We start from the raw sequence: 15679 nt of genomic DNA on the forward strand, positions 1-15679 counted from the left end.
CGGGACTAAAGTCCCTGATCTCCGCCATTTCGGGTGTACTGTTCACGGAGGTCGATGCGAGGAAACGCCCGGTTTCCAGGAGCCGCCAAACACCCACGGACCCCACAATGGGGGTAAGTATTTCCGAGCTCCTGTCGCCGATCCGGTCAAGGCCACAGACGCGCTGTCCGCCCTACGATTCCGTCAGCCTGCGAGACCTGGTTCTGGCACCACCGTCATCCCTTCGATCGTGTTCGCCGATCGAACCAAGGCCTCAACCCACTTCGGATTGAGCCCTGGCCATCGGCTGTCGACGAAGGTGTAAAAGAGAGGGGCACTGGGAAATATCCACACTGAGCTCCGGCCGCTGTCACCCTCTTTGTCGGTGGCCCACGAGAGATAAAAGCTCTCGCCGTTGTGCAACTTGACGCCTATGGCGGCCTGGAGGTGCGCGAGAGTGCGGTCATCGAGGTGAATGCTCAGGCTTGATCCGTAGCTCAGCTGTCCCACGCGGGCTCCTCTCTCGACGGGGCTCTCGCGACGATAAACCCGAACGCGCAGGGTCAGGGAGGGGCTAGCGCAGTAGGGATACAGTGCTTCTCATACCTGCCCTGCCGACGAAGGGAATCACCGCCGATGAGAGCCAACATCAACCTCTTCTGGATCCTCACCGGGTTCTTCATCCTCGCCGACGTCGTCTACATCGTCTGGAACTTCGTCTTCAATTCTCAGCAGCTCGCAACACAATCGATCTCCGGCGCGGGAACGCCCATCGAGTGGGTAGGCACGATTGCCCTTGGGCTCTGCGCGGTCCTGGCAGCCTTCATCGCCTTCTACCTCAGTCGAGTGCAGAAGGCCCAAGGCGGTCAGCTTCCGGAAGACAGTGCCAACGCCAACATCGACGACGGTGATCCCGAACTGGGTTTCTACAGCCCGCACAGTTGGTGGCCGATCCTCCTGGCCGCTGCCCTCGGCCTCCTCTTTCTCGGGCTCGCGGTGGGTTTCTGGATCTCGTTCATCGGCGTGGGCGTCGGCATCATCGCGCTGGTGGGCTGGGTCTACGAGTACTACCGCGGCTTCTTCGCACGCTGAGGGCTGCCGCTGCAGCTCTCAGCGATGGGCTTGACCGCTACGGGGTTGGGTCGGTGTCTGGCGTCACGATCCTGAAGTTCAACAACTGCGCCTGCGGGGGCGACGCCGTGTACACCTCTACCGCGAGCGAATACTGCCCACGAACGTAATCACGCACGAAGGTCTGCTTCCCCGGCGGGAACTCACTGTCCAGGTTTCGCACCCAGCCCTGTTCCTCCAGCCACGGCTCAAGTCCATCGGCGAACTCGGTCGGGGTCCGAGCGCCGGGATCAAGCTCAACTATCTGGGACCAATAGTAGTATTGCGGCCACTCTTCATAGTTGGCACCTGCCTGGCGACTGCCACCGATGAGACCGGTCACGCTTGCTAATTCGTCCTCGGGCACCTGGGCAATGATGTCCGCCCCCCAAGCGTCTGCCTGATCCACGAATTCCCGCAGCTGAACCTCCTGAGATGCCACCACTTCCGCCTTCCGCGACTCCGACACTGAACACCCCGACAACCCACACAAGACGACCCCGGCCGAGACGACCGCTATGGCGGCGCGAGCAACGAGTGGAGTCCTGGAATGGAGCATCGCAGATCCTCCGGTGTTGCTCACTTCGGGTTCGGATCGGTTTGTGGCGTCACGATTGTGAAGTAAACCACGGCTCCAGGCCATCGGCGAACTCGGTCGGAGTCCGAGGGCCATCGGGATAAAGATCAACGCCTTGAGCCCAGTAGTAGTATTTCGGCCACTCCTCATAGTTAGCGCCTGCCTCCCGGCTGCCCCCGAAATTCTCGTAGATGTCCTCCGCTTCCTCCTCGGGAGCCTGCGCAATAATGTCCGCACCCCAGGCATCCGCCTGATCAATGAACTCCTGAAGTTGAACTTCCTGAGTCGCCACCGCTTCCGCCTTCCGCGGCTCCGACGTTGCACAGCCCGTCGTTAAAACAAGCACGACCCCAGCCGTGACAACCGCCAGGGCGGCCCGAGCCCTGAGTGAATCCTTCAACGCGGGATCGCTCACTGCTCGGTTTGGGGCGACACGATTGTGAAGTTCAGCGACTGAGCCTGTGGAGGCGACACCGTGTACACCTCTACCGCGAGCGAATTCCGCCCACGGGCGTAGTCACGCACAAAGCTGTCCTTGCGCGGTGAGAGCTCCTTGTCCCGGTTGCGCACCCAGCCCTGTTCCTTTAGCCAGGGCTCCAGCTCATCGGCGAACTCGGTGGGCGTGCGCGGGCCGTCGAGATGAAGATCAACGCGTTGGGCCCAGTAGTAATATTTCGGCCACTCCTCGTTGTCGTCCGACGCCTGGCGAGTGCCACCGAGTTGACCTGAAACGCTCTCCGCCTCCTCTGCAGGAATCTGCGCCATGATCTCCGCGCCCCAGCCCGCGGCCTCATCGATGAACTCCTGCAGTTGGACTTCCTGCGATGCCACCACTTCCGCCTTCCGCGACTCCGACACCGCACACCCCGACAGGGCGCACAGCACAGCCCCCGCCGCGACGACCGCCAAGGCGACCCGAGTTTTAAGCCGCTTGCTAAGCATCATCACCGCCGCCCAAGATTGCTCACTATGGATTCGGATCAGTTCGCGGCGACACGATCCTAAAATTCAGTGATTGAGCCTGCGGAGGCGTCACTGTGTACACCTCTACAGCGAGCGAATACCGCCCCCGGACGTAGTCACGCACGAAGCTCTCCTCGTCCGGAGGGAACTCTTTGTCCAGGTTTCGCACCCAGCCCTGTTCCTCCAACCACGGCTCCAGGCCATCGGCGAACTCGGTCGGAGTCCGAGGGCCATCGGGATAAAGATCAACGCCTTGAGCCCAATAGTAGTATTTCGGCCACTCCTCATAGTTAGCGCCAGCCTGGCGACTGCCCCCGAAATTCTCGAAGATGTCCTCCACTTCCTCCTTAGGAGCCTGCGCAATGATGTCCGCACCCCAGGCATCCGCCTGATCGATGAACTCCTGCAGTTGGCTTTCCTGAGACGCCACCACTTCCGCCTTCCGCGACTCCGACATTGCACACCCCGTTAACACACAGAACACGACCCCAGCCGTGATGACCGCCATCGCGGCCCGAGTTTTGAATCGCATCATTTCACCTTCGATAGATCCAGCGAGGAAATACTCTCCTCCGGCTTTGCTGCACCGCTGCCGGGGATGTCGACCGAGACAGCCCAGGACCCACCCTGCACGACCTTGAAATCGTTCGGGTGGTAGAGCGAGACGGGACCCCCCTTTACTGCACCCACGATGTTCCTGAGGGAGGTACTGTTCGGGTCGAACGGTGTGGAGTGGGTTTCCATGCCGCCTTTGCTTTCGATCGTGCCGGAATCAGGGTCACCGGCATCGAGGTACCCCGTTTCGAGACGCGTCACTCCCGGTGTGTCCAGCGGGTTGACCGGTCCGTGACCGAGGCCGCCTCCGGACTTTCCCTGGTTCCAACCCACAACGGAGTCGTTGCGTGCCTGCAGCACGAAATGTGGTTTGTCTTTCGTGTTCGGAAAGTCCGCGATGCCTGTCACATCATGACCGAGGCCGGCCGGCGCAACGTACACAATGCGATCCGCCTTCAGTCCCAACAACTCCGCGGTGCCGAGCACGACGGCGCCATAGCTGTGCGCGATCGGCACCAGGTCTGTGTCTTCCGGAAGCTCGAGGCTATTCACAAAGGAGGCTAAGCGTGGTGCCGCGGTGTCAGCAAAGCCGTGCTCGGCCGCCTCCGCAATATGTTCGGGCAACTCAAATTGCGGCATAGGCGCTCCGTGCCAGGTGAAATAGCCGGACTTCGAGCCCGATAGGGCAAACAGGTCTTTGCCACGGTCGAGGTCGCCGGTGAAGGATGCCAGATTCGAATTGGTGCCGGGCACGACCACGCCCACCTGCTCCATCCAGGAAGGAATATTGCCGGTCACCGGGTCGAGCGCACCCTGGAACGTGACAATGCTGTCTCGAAGAGGGTTGAACCCGACCAGAACAACCCCATCCTGGGACGACTTTTTTCCGGATTCATCGTAAACAGCGAACTTGCCTTCGAGAATCGCGTCCAAGCTCTTGATTTCGCTCCGCAAGTTAGAGATCTTACTGCCGTAAAGCCCGTCACCGTATTGCTTCTCCAGGAGGTCGAACATCTTGATCCGATCGCCCAGCTCGTCGCGGTACTCCGTCGCCGTGATCACGTTCGCGGTGTTGCGGTCACGCAAGGCGATCCCGTCGAGGTTGCCGATGAGCAGCGGAGAATCAACGATGAGCAGCTGGCGGTCTTCCGGAGTCAGCGCCTGCCAGGCTTCTGCGATGAGAACGGGATCCACTAGCTGAGCCAGCCCGACTGCAGAAGTTGTGCCGGTGCCGTCCGGCATCCGTGGTCCAACGCGCACCCCAGCAGAGACGGTCGGTGGGGTCGGCATCGCGGTCCGGGCGGAAACGTACTGCTGCCGTTGCTCCGAGATGGAACTCGCCGCCGAGGAATCGGCACCCAGTCGCTCATCGTCGAGCGCCTGCAAGCGGTGTGTCACGTCAGCGAGGCGCTCATCGGCGTCTCTCGTCGCAAAGACGAGCGCTGGCCTGGTTGGCGCACATTCAATGTCGAGGTTCAATGCATCGAGGTCGTCCAGCTTCATTCTTGCACTGACTGCATCCCGACTTGCCGCGTCGAAATCGCTGCGTGCCGTGTTCGCCCTGCGCTCGATGTCCCACATCTTTCCGCCGAAAGCGGAAAGCTCGGCACCCAGGGTCTGGTCTGCCATCTGGATCAGGTTCGCCGGCGAGGACGACGCCTGGATCATGGTCGTTATCCTCTCGACCGAGAGCGCAGCGCCTGACTGTGCGGTCAAACTCGTCACCGCAGATACAAGGCTGTTGAATGCGTCAGAGCCGACAGTGCGTGCCTTTAGCGTTGACCCTGCCTGCAGCACCGACTCGGGGTCACCCGCGCGCGCCGTGTCGCCTACGGTCATGCTCGCTGCCTCCCGTGCCTCATGGATCCACCTGCGAAGCGATCTGCGCGTCGAGCAGCTTGAAGAGGGTGATCATCTCTGCGCACGATTTGCTTTGCGCAGCGAGGAGTTCGCCAAGCTTCTGCAGTGTGGTTGCACGGTCATCGGCCGCATTCGAATGGGCATCGTCAGGCCCGGCGGCGCCCGCGCCGAGCCCCCCAGAAGCTGCCGGTTCAGCCTTCACCTGCGAGGCAACAGCCGCCAAACCTTTGGCGGCATTGTCCAGAGCGCTGTAGTCAATCTCCATGAGTTATCCGTCGAACCTCACCAAGCAGCGTCCCTGCAACGCAACGAAGGCATGCCTGCGTCGCGGCCACGACCGCTCAACGCCTGGTGACGCTGTGAACGAACGAATCAGTTGATCTTCGAAGCGATCTGGGAATCGAGGTCGCGCATCGCGTTCGCGGTGCCGGCCAGGAACTGCTGGATTTCGTTCAACTGGGCGATCAGCGTATTCGCGCTCGCGGTGTACTTCGTGTACGAGTCGTTGAACTTACCCGACGCCTGGTCGGTGACGAAGCCCGACGAAACGAGTTGACCGATCTGGGTTTGCATGTTCTGCAGCTTGGTCGTGATCTCATCACGACCCGCGCCCAACTGGGATGCGGCGGTTTCGATTTCGGCGTAGCTGACCTTGATATTTGACATAGTGTTGGGCTCTTTCTCTAAGCAGTAACTAGATAGCGGTTAAACATTGCCGGAATCGTAGATCCCCCCGGAACTGCCAATCGAAGCACGCACGTCTCAGGTAGTGCGCATTGACCAATCGGGACTCAACTTACAGTCGTGCCGCTGCTTTGCACAAGTGACCTGGGCAAATGCCCCTCACAAGGGTGCCAGGGGTTCTAGTCCTACCTGCATTTCTCTCTGCCAGTCCTCTCGGAGACTTAGCGGCGTTGTAGTCGGTGCTCCTTCAAAGAGCGGCTCATAGGATTACTCGGCATCAAGCGATCGCGAACTCACGTTGAACCGAAGCTTGAACAGAGTTGGCAACGGTCGTCCAAACGACTTGCTGCCCCCAGCCAGGCGAATGAGTTGCGCATTTCCGTACTTGAGCAAAGCCCTTTGTCGGTCCATTGAAGTGTCCACGCCACTCAACTTGTGCCGCTCAACGACAGACCCATTTACGACAAAGAAGGGATCAAAGGTGGACATGCCCCCGTCTGCTGTCGCGAAGATAAAGATTTTGCTCGCCTTGCGTTTTGAATACTCCAGTGAAACCGCAATCATTTCGGACTGAGCGTCAGCAAGTAAATCCTCAAATGAAGTATTTTCCGTCATCTCGAATCCGTCTAGTAGTTGGTGATCTCGCTCAGATCGAACAGTTGCCAGCGCCTGAAGCGTCGCGGACACCGGAGGAAGGGACGTCATGTCGGAATGCGTTCTGCGGTCGACACGACACGTCGACTGGTCAACTTCTGCCCCGAACGAGGAGGCGGACTTCTTCCATCCATTCCTCGCTCTTGTCATGAACCGAGACATCCGAGGTGTTGGAGTGCTGAGCCTCGTATTGCTGACTCGCGTCAGTCTTACCCGTCGCGACGACGTAGTGAACCTTTATCTCCGTGGGCACCGCGTAGTCGAGCGCGGAACATTCCTTTGCAAACTGTGCGAGTTGTTTGGTTCCGTATGCCAGGAAGGCGTCTTGACGTTCATCGGAGGTGTCCACCCCCGCGAGCTTGTGACGCTCGACGATTTCTCCGTGTCTGGCAAAGAACGGATCGATGAAGAACCAACGTTGTTCGGTTGACGCATAGACGAAGACATCGCTTACCGAGTTGTTCGAATACTCGAGAGAGACCGCGACCAGTTCCGAGAGGAGATCGGCCAGCAGCACTTCATAGGTTTCGCTCATATCTGTCGGGCGCTTTCTCCAAGCAGTAGCTAGATAGCGGTTGAAGGTTGCCAGAATCATAGATCCCCCCGGAACTGCCAATCGAAGCAAGCACGCACGTCTCATTCAGTGCCCATCGACCAATCGGGACTCAACTTACAGTCGCGCCGCTGCATTGCATATGTGACCTGGGCAAATGGTGGACCGGCCATTATTCAGCTTCGGCATCAAGCTCGGTTTGAACTTCTGCCCGCCAAGCTTCCACGAGATCGTTGGGGTGCAGCGATGCATCACCAGAGAGACGCGGTTCGTACTCGAAAACCGAATCCAGGGACTTGTTGGAGCCCGAGTAGTGAAGCTTCAGTTCTGTGGGAACCGGCCGCGAGAACTGTGTGCAAGCCTCGACCAATCGGTCCAGCTGATTCATCCCGTGTCGAAGCAGCGCCAGCTGTCGGATGGCCGACGTGTCCACACCCTGAAGGTCGTTACGGTCGACGACCCTCCGATCCACAATGTAAAACACGTCGAAAACTGTCGAGCCGTCTTCTATCGATCCGTAAACGCAGACATCAGATACACCGCTCCCGGAGTACTCCAGCGATGCCGCGATCTGTTCGGACTGAACGTCCGCAAGGATGGCCTCAAATGCTGTCACGACACATCCCTATTCATTCGAAATTCGCTCCGCGACTGGCTTCTCGTCAAGTGTGTACTCAACGTCGAATTGAACCGGCGCCGGAAGGGCGATGTGCACCCCGGTGAGTTTTCCGCCTTCGATGAGGAAGCCACGGCCTGGTGGGAAGTTCGCCCGACGCGCATGGGTGAATGGGGTGGTGAATACGCTCGGCGCGTCGTTGGCGTCAGGCTGCAGAGCGAGCGCCCAGCGGGCACCGCGCAACGGACTCGCGAGCTCCCACACCGTGCCCAGCGTTGCGTTCTCGCCCTCGACGATGACGGTCAGGTTGCTGCGCCGCAGAAGCTTGAGCAGCTGTGCGAGCGCACGCTCGTTTCCGCTTCCGTCGAAGCCACCGATATCTTCGATGACCACCACCCCACGATGGCCCGATGTGGGGAACTCTGGTGCGGCTGCAGGTTCGGCTGTTGCGGCGAGAGGAAGGCTGGTGCCGATCAGCGGCAGGAGCGTCAACGCGGCCGAAACCGGTGCGCTTCCGCCCAAGGACCGCGTCAGGCTGTCGATGATGACGTCCCGCTGATCTGGCGAATCCGCGATCTCACGCCAGAGCGGCAGGTGGCGCAGTGTCGATCGGCTGGGCGAAATCAGAATGGCATCGAGTGGTTGACCGGCCGAGTGAACCTGCGCCTGGAATGCTTCGAGGAGTGAGGTGATCGCGGTAGTTCGCCCGGAGCCGGCCGGCCCCGTCACCAAGAGGAGTCCGCCACTCGGCGCGACTACGGGCTGGAGGTGCACCGTGTCGATTGCAAAGGGCACACCGGCGTGCGCTGGTGCGGTCAGGTCAGTTCTGTGAATCGACGCCGGAATGCGGGGAACCGGAGCGGGTGCGGGCCCGGAGAATTCCCTCTGGGTCTCGGCCAAGCGCGCAAGCGCCGCATCGGTGTCCGCGGGATCGTTGCTGGCCCCAGGAACCGCGAGTTGGATTTCATCGTCTGCACCGATGCGAACGGCACGGCCCGCCGGGGCGCCCTCGAAGATCGCGGCGGAGACACCGAGCATCTGATAGTCGCTCTCAGTGGCCAGCCTCAGAACCAGACGCTCCGGAATGCTCGACGCCAGTGAGGCCGGGAACCCGCTTGCGCGCTCTGACGTGAAGATCACGTGAACGCCGACATTTCGACCCGACCGAGTAATCTCCACAAGATCAGCGAACGGGTCCGCGCCGCCACCGATGTGTTCATAGGTATCCCGGAATGCAGAGAATCCGTCGAGTAGGAGCAGCACCGGCGGTGCAGCCAGCTGCGCGGCGGCGCGGTCCGCTACCAAGGTTCGCAGCATCCCGAGCAGGCGAACAACGCGATCCCGCTCGTCGCTCAGGAGGATGTCTCCGGTGTTGGGAAGCTGAGCGAGGATATCCAGTCGACCACCGGTCGCGTCAATGCCATAGACGTGGGTGCGGGGGTCGGCAGTGATCGTCGCGACCGCGATGGTCAGGAGTGCGGTCGTTTTTCCGCTTCCGCCGCCACCGTAGATCACGACGTTTCCCGCTTCGCCGAGTCCGCAGACATACGGAGACTGACGTTGCAGATGCGGCTCATCAATCAGCCCGGCAACGATGCTCAACGATCCGACTTGCGACTGTGCTGAGCGGCCTAGGGCAGGCCGACGCACGGAGAGGTCCTCCAGCGTGACGATCTCGGGCAGTTGGTCTACCCAGGGCTTGCGGGGCGACGCCACGGTCGCCACCTTGGCGGCCTCCTGAATGTGCGCCGTGAGCACCTCGATGTCGCGGGGTCCCTTCTTCGCGCTGCGCCGCTGGGTGCGCACCTCCGGCTGCAAGGCCCAGGGCGTGTGCTCGCCGAAGCCCAGCGTGCGCACCTCGACGGGCTCCTGGTGCTGCGCTTCGGAGCGGCCCCCGAGGTACCCGGTCTGGAAGTGGGTGAGTCTGCCGGCACCGATCTTCACCGCAGCCCGACCCGGAGTGTCCGGCGCGAATTCCGCCGCATCCGTCACGCCCAACACATCGGTACTGTCTGCCGGGTCTGCCATGCGCAGCCCGATCCGTAGATTCGTGTTTGCCCGAAGATTGTCCTTGATCACGCCGGCCGGTCGCTGGGTCGCCAGAACGAGGTGCAGGCCGAGCGAGCGACCTCGCTGCGCCACATCGATCACACCGTCCACGAACTCAGGGATCTCGCCCACCAACGCGGCAAACTCGTCGATCACGATCACGAGCGCCGGCGGCGCATCCGGGTCTGACCGGCGTTCCAGGGCGATGAGGTCCTTTGCGCCCTTCTCAGCCAACAGTTCCTCCCGGTACCGCAGCTCCGCCCGGAGCGAGGTGAGTGCCCGGCGCACGAGGTGGGTGTTGAGGTCGGTCACCAGGCCGACCGTGTGCGGAAGGGTCGTGCACTCCGCGAAGGCGGCGCCGCCCTTGTAGTCGACGAGCAGGAACGTGAGCCGGTCCGGTGAATACTGGGCAGCCAGTGACAGAATCCAGGTCTGCAGGAACTCCGACTTGCCAGATCCTGTCGTGCCACCGACCAAAGCGTGTGGGCCATGGACCCGCAGATCGATCGCGACTGTTCCCGCACCACCCTGCCCGACCACCGCGGTGAGCTGACCCGGCTCGCGTTCCCGGCCGGAATCCCAGTGCGACACCAGGCTGTCTGTGGAACGCCAGTTGGCGAGCACTGCCTCGCTGGCGCCCATCACATCGCTCGGCAAGATCTGTCCGAGGGTCACAGAACGCGGGAAGTCGCTCTCATCGAGCACCCGCGCACCGGCATCCACCAGCGGGGCGATCGCCCGCCCAAAAGTTTCGGCGACCGGCGTGTCCACGGCATCGATTTGGCTCAGCGCCACCGTCTCCCCCTGGCGCACAAAGTGCACCCGCCAGGTATCGTGCTCCACCTCAACCGTCGTGCGGCACGCGGCGGGAACCGCGCCCAGATTCTCCGCCACCCAGATGAGGTGCACGCCCACGTCGGCACCGTCTTCCGCCAGCCCCACCAACCGGGCGCGCTCAACGAGGGAGTCTGCGAGCACAAGCACAATGACGGCCGGCGTCGGCGCCGGCGAGGATACCGGCGCGAGCCGTTCGCTCGCATCGGACGCACTGTCATCGACGCGGGACCTGACCGTTCCAGCGCGGGCAGCGTCGCTCCGCGTGCCGATCAAGCCTTCGAGGGCGGTCAGGAGCACCGCTGAACTGCGCTCATCGTCGGCGAGGTGAGGCACCGAAAGCGGGCTGTATGCCGAATCGGCGTGCGGGAGCCATTTGAGCCACGCCCAACTCGACTGCGATTGCCCACGATCGGCGAAGACCGTGAACGTGAGATCCGCTGGGGAGTGCAGGGCAATGAGCTGCACCAGCAGTGATCTCGCCACCGCCTCCGACCAGAGCCGCGGACCCGCGACGCCCATCGACCCGCACCGATCCAACCGTTCCAGAACAGGCACATCCGAGATCGTGGCGAACTGCTCCTGCAAGGTGGTCAACCGCCGCCAGGTCTCCGCAGGGATCTTTCCCCGGCCCGGCATCTCGATCTGCTTGCGGCTGGGCAGCGTCGCCCTTCCGAGTCGCAGTTCGAGAAACGCGCGGTGCTCGGGCCGGCGGGTCCATAGCAACCCGTTCGGTTGGAACGGCAACGCCAGCAACTCGGCGGGCGACACGGATTCACGATCGCGTGCCTGATGCTCCGTGGCTCGAGCCGCGGTGAGCTCTTCCGTCGCAAGTTGCAGGCCCTCCTCGAACTCTCTCTGCTTGTCACGCATGGTGCGCCGGCGCGTGAGTCGGTTGTCGACCCAGGTGCCGAGCATGATGATCGGCGAGAGGGCGATGAAGATCAGGCTGAGAGCAGACTGCGTCACCGCGAAGAGCACGGCACCCATCGCGAGCGGTGCGAGCATGGCGATCAGCGGGAACCGGGCAGGCTCGGGGGGATCGGGCGGCGAAGGAAGAGTGATCGGCTCTGGCATGTGCACCGGATCTACGCGAGGCGACTGCAAGTGCGCCACGAACGCGTCGAGGTCCGGCCCGTTCACGGCCGGCGGTCCCACCTCGATCCGCACCTGCACGTCGCCCAAGACGAAGACGCTGGTGCCGTGAATCAGTTCAGTGGTGACCGGTTTCTGCCCGGCAGTTGTCTGATTCAGCAGGTAGCTGCTGTTTGCGGATCCCAGGTCCTCAAATGTCAGCGCCCCATTGTGCGCGCGAAGCACCGCGTGTCGCCTCGACACGCTTTGGTCGTGAAGCTCAACACGATTGGCCCGGTCCCGACCGATAAAGTTCTCGCCTTGCACGACGATGAAGGCCACTCCCGCCTGTTCCCCCGACAGCACCGTCAGGGTCGCAACCGGCGTCTTCGTCCGCTGCCCGTCGCCGGGGGTTGACTCGAGCACGGGCTCAACCATGCTGCCCGACTGGATACCGGATTTCCCGAGCGGGTCACCCGCATCCAGAATCAATCCTGGCCGATTCGGGAACGCGACCCGGAGCGTCAACGGCGCGTGTCGGTGAATGGCATAGTCCACGAGGCGAGGATCACCCGCCCCGGCGCGAACCAATCCGCGAGCGACCTCCCCCACCGTCGCCGTGACATCTGCGGTCAACGTGACATCTTTGTTCTGCTGCCGTGAACCCGCGGGTCGGTCGGCTAGGGACACTCGAAGTTTCAAACCCACGCTGCTTTCGAAGAAGGTTCTACCTGATCAGGGCTGAGTCTAGCTGCGTGGAAACCTACTGGACCCCTTGGCAGTTCCTTCGGCCCGGCCGTCGCAAAAGCCGCCCATTCCTTGACACCCGAATGGGGGGCCAACTAGGGTCAAATCCAGTTCGTGGCTTTGGCGCAAGACGCCCCCATCCACACACCGATGGACGTCGACAATCCGTACCGCACTCGTTGAGTGGGGGCAGTTCGACCTGCCCTGATTCAGTGACGCGAATACGGGCGTGCAGTCCGCGATTGAGCGCGCGCTCGGGCATACCGTTCACCCCGAGACGCAACAACCTCAGGAAGTTGAGAACTGTAATGCGAAACCATATCGATCAAAGGCGATCGAAAAGCATCATCGCGGCACTCGCCGCCGGCGTGATGGTGACCTCTTGCCTCACCCTCCTCGCCTCCCCCGCTTCGGCGGCCACGGAAGGCTCACCCGAGGAGCGTGCACAAGCGCTCCTGATTCAGATGACCTTGGAAGAGAAGGTCGAGATGCTCGAGGGAGACCTCAACAACTTCTATGGGTTCTACAACGCACCCATCGAGCGTCTGGGGATTCCTGCTCTGACCATGGCGGATGGTCCCGCCGGGGTGCGGATCGCCAATCCCGAGATCAACGAGAAGCGCGCCACGTCGCTCCCCGCCCCGATCGCCCTTGCCGCAACGTTCAATACCGACGCGGCAACACGATTCGGTGATGTGATCGGCGACGAGGCTTTCAAGACCACCCACAACGTCTCGCTCGGCACGGCGGTCGACATTGCCCGTCTGGGACAAGCGGGCCGCACCTTCGAGGGCTATGGCGAAGATCCGCTGCTGTCGGGCGCTCTGGCCGGCGCTCAGATCGACGCCATCCAGCAGCATCCGGTTGTCGCGGACATCAAGCACTACAACGCGTACAACCAGGAGGAAGACCGGCTGATCGGTGGCAACGCCGTCATCGGAGAACGGGCCCTGCAGGAGATCTACACGCGGCCGTTCGCGATCGGAATCCGTGACGGCCAGCCCGGCTCCGCGATGTGCGCCTTCAACAAGGTCAACTACGTCTACGCCTGTGAGAACTCCGAGTTGCTGACCGGAATCCTGCGGGAGCAGCTCGACTTCGCCGGCTGGGTGATGAGCGACTATGGCGCAACGCACAGCACCGTCGAGGCGATGCGAGCGGGCCTGGATCAGGAGCAGCCCAGCTTCGGATTCTTTGACCAATTGGTGGAGGCGGTCAACAGTGGAGAGGTTGCGGAGTCGGAGATCGACGTGCGCGTGCTGCGCGTCCTGACCCCGATGTACCGGCTCGGACTCTTCGACAACCCGGCACTGGAGCAGGAATTCGATGAGGCCGGCCACGCACTCGCGTCGCAGAAGATAGCGGAGGAGTCCATGGTGTTGCTGAAGAACGACGGCCTCCTGCCGTTCGATTCCGCCGCAGTCGACTCGGTTGCAGTCATCGGTGCAGACGCTGACACCGTCACCGCCGGTGGGGGCAGCTCACTCGTGCTTCCCACGTCGACGATCAGCCCGCTTCAGGGCATTCAGGAGCTGCTGCCCGAGGCCACTGTGGAGCATGCCCGAGGAACCGACTTCGTGACGTCGTCGTCCCAGCTCCCCGGCCTCGATGCGATTCCGTCTGACTACCTCACCGCAGCCAGCGGTGATGTGGGGGCCGACGCCCAGTTCTTCGACGCCGCCGGATCGGTGCTCGCCGAGGAAACCCTTCAGGACGTGACGGTCAACGGAGGATTCTTTTACTACGAAGGATTCAACTCCCAGTCGCCGCTTCTTCCGAAGCTCCCCGGCCAGGGCATCGCCAGCGCAACCTACTCGTCGACGCTGACGCCGCCCGTCTCCGGAACCTACGAGCTTGAACTGCTCGCCCTGGGCGCGGCCACAGTGTCTATCGACGGACAGGTGGCGCTCGAAGTGGACTCCCCTGAACAGACGAGCCAGACGGTCTCGCTCCCCCTGGTTGGCGGACAGTCCTATGCCGTCGACGTCGAGTACACGGCAAGCGAGAAGGCCCGCTCCGAACTCGGACCGCAGCTGAAGCTCGGCTGGACGAAGCCCGACGGCGTCGTGGACCCGAAGGCGCAGGAGGCTGCCGAATTGGCCGCACAGTCGGACGTGGCCGTGGTCGTCGTTCGTGACTATGGCTCGGAAGGCGGCGACAAGGCCGATCTCCGGGTGCCAACCGGACAGGAGGCGCTGATCAACGCGGTCAAGGTCGCCAACCCGAACACCGTTGTGGTGTTGATGACCGGCGGACCGATTACGACCCAGGCCTGGGAAGACGGAGTTCCGGCTGTTCTCGAGGCCTGGTACGGAGGCCAGAATCAGGGCGCGGCTCTCGCTAACATCTTGTTCGGAGAGGCCTCCCCCTCCGGCAACCTGCCGGTGACCTTCCCGGTCTCCATGAGCGAGACACCAGTGTCATCCCCGGAGCAGTACCCGGGTATCGGGCTGGACTCCTTCTACACCGAGGGCGTCTTTGTTGGGTACCGCGGTTTCGAGGAATTCGGTCTCACCCCGAAGTACGCGTTCGGTCACGGGCTGTCGTACACGACGTTCGACTATTCGGACTTGTCGGTCAAGTCGACCGGGCAAGCTCGATTGACGGCCACGTTCTCCGTTACCAACACCGGAGACCGAGCAGGCTCGGAAACGCCGCAGGTGTACGTGGGTGAACTTCCCACAGACGTGGTCAACACCGCGCCCAAGCAGTTGGCCGGGTTCACGAACGTGTCACTCGAGCCCGGTGAATCGCAGGAGGTCTCGATCGAACTGTCGCGCGAGTCCTATTCCTACTGGGATTCATACACTGATCGCTGGGTCACGCCCAGAGGTGAGCTCGACGTGCTCGTCGGCGCCTCGTCGCAGGACATCCGCCTGGACGACACCGTCCGCGTGAAGTCGTCGGACAAGGAGAATGCATCCGGAATTTCGAAGAAGGCGGTCTACACCGTCGTCAATGAGAATTCCGGTGCCTGCCTCGACGCCGTTGATCAGGGCACGACAAACGGCACCCCGGTGCAGCAGTGGGCCTGCCCCGCACCGCAGCCGAACGCGCAATGGCAGCTGACTCCCGCGAAAGGCGACAGCTATCAGATCACGAACGTCAATGCCGGACTCGCGCTCCAGGTCGCCGATGCCTCCCCCGCCGAGGGTGCCGCACTTCAGCTGTGGCAGGCGTCGAAGGCAGAGAACCAGCGGTTCGAACTCGTGCGGGTCGGCGATGGCTACTACCAGCTGGTCGCCACGCACAGCGGGCTCTGCGTCGCCGTCGAAGGCGGCGCGAAGGAAAACGGGACTGCAATAGTGCAGCAGGCCTGTGATCCCGAGAACATCGCCCAAGCCTTCGCACTGAAGGTCCAGGCCGGCTGAGTCAGCCCAGACGGCGAAGTCGGTGTCCGGTAGAGACCTGCCGGGCACCGACT

Annotated in this window: 14 protein-coding genes; 2 read left to right on the forward strand and 12 right to left on the reverse strand. The window is 62.2% G+C overall.

The window, feature by feature from the left end:
• Positions 1 to 183: 183 nt before the first annotated feature.
• On the reverse strand, positions 184 to 489 hold the full coding sequence (locus ACEN2M_RS02660) for a DUF7882 family protein (protein ID WP_441646552.1): 306 nt from the start codon (positions 487 to 489) through the stop codon (positions 184 to 186).
• Between the two features lie 126 nt (positions 490 to 615).
• Between ACEN2M_RS02660 and ctaF the strand changes: the two genes are divergently transcribed.
• Positions 616 to 1071, forward strand: coding sequence for an aa3-type cytochrome oxidase subunit IV (gene ctaF, locus ACEN2M_RS02665; RefSeq protein WP_441646553.1), 456 nt, complete (start codon positions 616 to 618; stop codon positions 1069 to 1071).
• Between the two features lie 37 nt (positions 1072 to 1108).
• On the opposite strand, the gene ACEN2M_RS02670 is transcribed toward ctaF, so the two are convergent.
• From ACEN2M_RS02670 to ACEN2M_RS02720, 11 genes are all read right to left on the reverse strand, one after another.
• The gene (locus ACEN2M_RS02670) at positions 1109 to 1531 is read right to left on the reverse strand and encodes a hypothetical protein (RefSeq protein ID WP_441646554.1); all 423 of its coding nucleotides are present in this window, start codon (positions 1529 to 1531) and stop codon (positions 1109 to 1111) included.
• A 166-nt stretch (positions 1532 to 1697) separates the two neighbouring features.
• Entirely contained in the window at positions 1698 to 1958 is a 261-nt protein-coding gene (locus ACEN2M_RS02675; protein ID WP_441646555.1) for a hypothetical protein, read from the reverse strand.
• A gap of 119 nt (positions 1959 to 2077) precedes the next feature.
• Complete coding sequence (locus ACEN2M_RS02680) at positions 2078 to 2611, reverse strand: hypothetical protein (RefSeq protein ID WP_441646556.1); 534 nt, start codon at positions 2609 to 2611, stop codon at positions 2078 to 2080.
• A gap of 22 nt (positions 2612 to 2633) precedes the next feature.
• Positions 2634 to 3164, reverse strand: coding sequence for a hypothetical protein (locus tag ACEN2M_RS02685; RefSeq protein WP_441646627.1), 531 nt, complete (start codon positions 3162 to 3164; stop codon positions 2634 to 2636).
• Positions 3161 to 5023: an alpha/beta hydrolase gene (locus ACEN2M_RS02690; protein WP_441646557.1), complete on the reverse strand. Its 1863-nt coding sequence runs from the start codon at positions 5021 to 5023 to the stop codon at positions 3161 to 3163. The genes ACEN2M_RS02685 and ACEN2M_RS02690 overlap by 4 nt, the downstream gene beginning before the upstream one ends.
• A gap of 19 nt (positions 5024 to 5042) precedes the next feature.
• Positions 5043 to 5309 (reverse strand): hypothetical protein, encoded by a 267-nt coding sequence (locus ACEN2M_RS02695; RefSeq protein WP_441646558.1) that lies wholly within the window; start codon positions 5307 to 5309, stop codon positions 5043 to 5045.
• A 107-nt stretch (positions 5310 to 5416) separates the two neighbouring features.
• On the reverse strand, positions 5417 to 5710 hold the full coding sequence (locus ACEN2M_RS02700; protein WP_441646559.1) for a WXG100 family type VII secretion target: 294 nt from the start codon (positions 5708 to 5710) through the stop codon (positions 5417 to 5419).
• Positions 5711 to 5995: 285 nt separating this feature from the next.
• Positions 5996 to 6433, reverse strand: a complete 438-nt coding sequence (locus ACEN2M_RS02705) for a hypothetical protein (protein ID WP_441646560.1) — start codon at positions 6431 to 6433, stop codon at positions 5996 to 5998.
• A gap of 40 nt (positions 6434 to 6473) precedes the next feature.
• Positions 6474 to 6977 carry a hypothetical protein gene (locus ACEN2M_RS02710; RefSeq protein WP_441646561.1) on the reverse strand — a complete coding sequence of 168 codons (504 nt, stop codon included), beginning with the start codon at positions 6975 to 6977 and terminating at the stop codon, positions 6474 to 6476.
• A 130-nt stretch (positions 6978 to 7107) separates the two neighbouring features.
• Positions 7108 to 7551: a hypothetical protein gene (locus ACEN2M_RS02715; protein WP_441646562.1), complete on the reverse strand. Its 444-nt coding sequence runs from the start codon at positions 7549 to 7551 to the stop codon at positions 7108 to 7110.
• Positions 7552 to 7560: 9 nt separating this feature from the next.
• Positions 7561 to 12066 (reverse strand): FtsK/SpoIIIE domain-containing protein, encoded by a 4506-nt coding sequence (locus tag ACEN2M_RS02720; RefSeq protein ID WP_441646563.1) that lies wholly within the window; start codon positions 12064 to 12066, stop codon positions 7561 to 7563.
• Between the two features lie 431 nt (positions 12067 to 12497).
• Here ACEN2M_RS02720 and ACEN2M_RS02725 point away from each other — a divergent pair, with 431 nt between their 5' ends.
• Complete coding sequence (locus ACEN2M_RS02725) at positions 12498 to 15626, forward strand: glycoside hydrolase family 3 C-terminal domain-containing protein (RefSeq protein ID WP_441646564.1); 3129 nt, start codon at positions 12498 to 12500, stop codon at positions 15624 to 15626.
• Positions 15627 to 15679: the final 53 nt, after the last annotated feature.

This window comes from Cryobacterium sp. W22_MBD10_FK3, from assembly GCF_052113745.1.
Classification (GTDB): Bacteria; Actinomycetota; Actinomycetes; order Actinomycetales; family Microbacteriaceae; genus Cryobacterium.

Coding starts and splice junctions, on each gene's coding strand:
- ctaF (WP_441646553.1), top strand. CDS start 616: ATGAGAGCCAACATCAACCTCTTCTGGATCCTCACCGGGTTCTTCATC.
- ACEN2M_RS02680 (WP_441646556.1), bottom strand. CDS start 2,611: ATGATGCTTAGCAAGCGGCTTAAAACTCGGGTCGCCTTGGCGGTCGTC.
- ACEN2M_RS02685 (WP_441646627.1), bottom strand. CDS start 3,164: ATGATGCGATTCAAAACTCGGGCCGCGATGGCGGTCATCACGGCTGGG.
- ACEN2M_RS02690 (WP_441646557.1), bottom strand. CDS start 5,023: ATGACCGTAGGCGACACGGCGCGCGCGGGTGACCCCGAGTCGGTGCTG.
- ACEN2M_RS02695 (WP_441646558.1), bottom strand. CDS start 5,309: ATGGAGATTGACTACAGCGCTCTGGACAATGCCGCCAAAGGTTTGGCG.
- ACEN2M_RS02700 (WP_441646559.1), bottom strand. CDS start 5,710: ATGTCAAATATCAAGGTCAGCTACGCCGAAATCGAAACCGCCGCATCC.
- ACEN2M_RS02705 (WP_441646560.1), bottom strand. CDS start 6,433: ATGACGTCCCTTCCTCCGGTGTCCGCGACGCTTCAGGCGCTGGCAACT.
- ACEN2M_RS02710 (WP_441646561.1), bottom strand. CDS start 6,977: ATGATTCTGGCAACCTTCAACCGCTATCTAGCTACTGCTTGGAGAAAG.